This window comes from Photorhabdus viridis (genome assembly GCF_040256935.1).
Lineage (GTDB): Bacteria > Pseudomonadota > Gammaproteobacteria > Enterobacterales > Enterobacteriaceae > Photorhabdus > Photorhabdus viridis.
Genome location: NZ_JBEJZY010000149.1, coordinates 1 through 1,402, shown reverse-complemented (window position 1 = coordinate 1,402; position 1,402 = coordinate 1). Strand labels below are relative to the sequence as shown.

At 54.2% G+C, this 1,402-nt stretch carries 1 rRNA gene; it reads right to left on the bottom strand.

Annotation, left to right across the window (positions count from 1 at the left end):
- Positions 1-5: 5 nt before the first annotated feature.
- Positions 6-1,402 (bottom strand): 23S ribosomal RNA (locus ABR397_RS22615); the annotation flags it as partial.

Here is a 1,402-nt window from a genome sequence, read left to right as displayed (position 1 = left end):
GTTGTAAGGTTAAGCCGCTCGGTTCATTAGTACTGGTCAGCTCAATGCATCGCTGCACTTACACACCCAGCCTATCCACGTCTTCGTCTTAAACGTTCCTTCCGTGACCTTAAAGTCAAGGGAAGACTCATCTCAAGGCAAGTTTCCCGCTTAGATGCTTTCAGCGGTTATCTCTTCCGCACTTAGCTACCGGGCTATGCCATTGGCATGACAACCCGTACACCAGCGGTGCGTCCACTCCGGTCCTCTCGTACTAGGAGCAGCCCCTTTCAATCTTCCAACGCCCACGGCAGATAGGGACCGAACTGTCTCACGACGTTCTAAACCCAGCTCGCGTACCACTTTAAATGGCGAACAGCCATACCCTTGGGACCGACTTCAGCCCCAGGATGTGATGAGCCGACATCGAGGTGCCAAACACCGCCGTCGATATGAACTCTTGGGCGGTATCAGCCTGTTATCCCCGGAGTACCTTTTATCCGTTGAGCGATGGCCCTTCCATACAGAACCACCGGATCACTAAGACCTACTTTCGTACCTGCTCGAGCCGTCACTCTCGCAGTCAAGCTGGCTTATGCCTTTGCACTAACCTCACGATGTCCGACCGTGATTAGCCAACCTTCGTGCTCCTCCGTTACGCTTTAGGAGGAGACCGCCCCAGTCAAACTACCCACCAGACACTGTCCCCGATGCGGGTCACGCACCTGGGTGAGAACATCGAACATTCAAGGGTGGTATTTCAAGGATGGCTCCATGCAGACTGGCGTCCACACTTCACTGCCTCCCACCTATCCTACACATCAAGGCTCCATGTTCAGTGTCAAGCTATAGTAAAGGTTCACGGGGTCTTTCCGTCTTGCCGCGGGTACACTGCATCTTCACAGCGAGTTCAATTTCACTGAGTCTCGGGTGGAGACAGCCTGGCCATCATTACGCCATTCGTGCAGGTCGGAACTTACCCGACAAGGAATTTCGCTACCTTAGGACCGTTATAGTTACGGCCGCCGTTTACTGGGGCTTCTATCAAGAGCCTCGCCTTGCGGCTAACCCCATCAATTAACCTTCCAGCACCGGGCAGGCGTCACACCGTATACGTCCACTTTCGTGTTTGCACAGTGCTGTGTTTTTAATAAACAGTTGCAGCCAGCTGGTCTCTGCGACTGGCTTCGGCTCCGGGCGCTACGCCCTTCACCTGCTGCCAGCGTGCCTTCTCCCGAAGTTACGGCACCATTTTGCCTAGTTCCTTCACCCGAGTTCTCTCAAGCGCCTGAGTATTCTCTACCTGACCACCTGTGTCGGTTTGGGGTACGATTCAATGTCACCTGATGCTTAGAGGCTTTTCCTGGAAGCCGGGCATCAACCACTTCACCGCCGTAGCGGCTCGTCATCACGCCTCAGTGTT